The sequence below is a fragment of the Enterovirga sp. genome (assembly GCF_035325185.1).
In the GTDB taxonomy this organism is placed as follows: Bacteria; Pseudomonadota; Alphaproteobacteria; order Rhizobiales; family Beijerinckiaceae; genus Enterovirga.
This window is the reverse complement of the sequence record NZ_DAOLAJ010000037.1, coordinates 1-1,363: the sequence shown is the minus strand read 5'-3', so window position 1 is coordinate 1,363 and position 1,363 is coordinate 1. Positions and strand designations below refer to the sequence as shown.

Below are 1,363 nucleotides of genomic sequence, written 5' to 3'. Positions count from 1 at the left end.
CCCCCCGCCGTGCCGACGATCTGCTACGAGGCGATCTTCCCGGAGGAGGTCACGGTGGACGGCCCGCGGCCGGGCTGGATCGTGAACGTCACGAACGACGCCTGGTTCGGCAACACTCCGGGGCCCTACCAGCATTTCGCCCAGGCGAGGCTGCGGGCCGTGGAGCAGGGGCTGCCGCTCGTGCGTGCCGCCAATACGGGTATTTCCGCGGTCGTGGATCCCTACGGGCGCGTCGTCGCCTCCCTGCCGCTCGGGCGCGAAGGCGTTCTCGACGCGCCGCTCCCGGGCGTCCTGGCCGCGCCGCCGGCGGCGCGATTCGGGGGCTTTATCGCACTTGCCTTGTGTACACTTGCTCTCATTGGGGCTATCGCAGGCGCTCCCCGCGCCGCGACGCCGCGCATCCAAGGGTGATCAGCCATGGCTGACAAGTTCTGATCATGAGTACCAAGAAAGCTCCGAACGATGTGGATCGGCAGGTGGGCACGCGTGTCCGCATGCGCCGCACGCTCATCGGCATGAGCCAGGAGAAACTGGGAGAGGCCCTGGGCCTGACTTTCCAGCAGGTTCAGAAATACGAGAAAGGGACCAACCGGATCAGCGCCAGCCGGCTTCACCAGATCGCCACCGCGCTGGGGGTCACCATCAATTATCTGTACGGGGGGAACGACCTTCCCGACACCCCGGAATCCGGCTTCGCGGAAGCGCCGGTGCCCTATGAGGGCGAGATGCTGACCTCGGACGCCCTCAAGCTGCTGCGCGCCTTCCACCGGATCGCCGATCCGCGCATGCGGCGGAAGGTGATCGAGATCGCAACCGTGCTGGCGGCACCGGGGGATGAAGAGGCGGACGATCGTTCGGCTTAACGAACGATCTGCTTGACCTCGCCGGCCGCAGGTGGCAGATGGCCGCGCGCGGCCGCTCCCGAGGCACGCCCCCACCGGAGACCGAAACACGTGGCCCGAGCCGATTACCTGTTCACGAGCGAGTCCGTTTCCGAGGGTCATCCCGACAAGGTGTGCGACCGCATCTCCGACGAGGTCGTCGACGCCTTCTTCCGGGCCGGCGCCAAGGAGGGGCTGGATCCGTGGAGCATCCGCGCCGCCTGCGAGACGCTCGCGACCACGAACCGCGTCATCATCGCCGGCGAATATCGCGGCCCCAGGAGCATCGACGAGGCCGCCATCGTCGACCTGACCCGCAAGGCCATCAAGGATATCGGCTACGAGCAGGACGGCTTCCACTGGGGGAATGCCGAGATCGAGGTCCTGCTGCACCCTCAATCCGCCGATATCGCGCAGGGCGTCGATTCCGCCGGCAACAAGGACGAGGGCGCGGGCGACCAGGGCATCATGTTCGGCTATGC

General features: G+C 67.1%; 3 protein-coding genes. All 3 read left to right on the top strand.

The features are described 5' to 3' along the window. A partial coding sequence (locus tag PKD06_RS09335; RefSeq protein ID WP_324379816.1) for an apolipoprotein N-acyltransferase occupies window positions 1-411 on the top strand: 411 nt, incomplete at its 5' end. A gap of 26 nt (window positions 412-437) precedes the next feature. Next, window positions 438-863 carry a helix-turn-helix transcriptional regulator gene (locus tag PKD06_RS09330; RefSeq protein WP_324379814.1) on the top strand — a complete coding sequence of 142 codons (426 nt, stop codon included), beginning with the start codon at window positions 438-440 and terminating at the stop codon, window positions 861-863. 90 nt (window positions 864-953) lie between these two features. After that, window positions 954-1,363, top strand: a 410-nt coding sequence (locus PKD06_RS09325) for an S-adenosylmethionine synthetase N-terminal domain-containing protein (RefSeq protein ID WP_324379812.1), incomplete at its 3' end; no start/stop codon positions are given.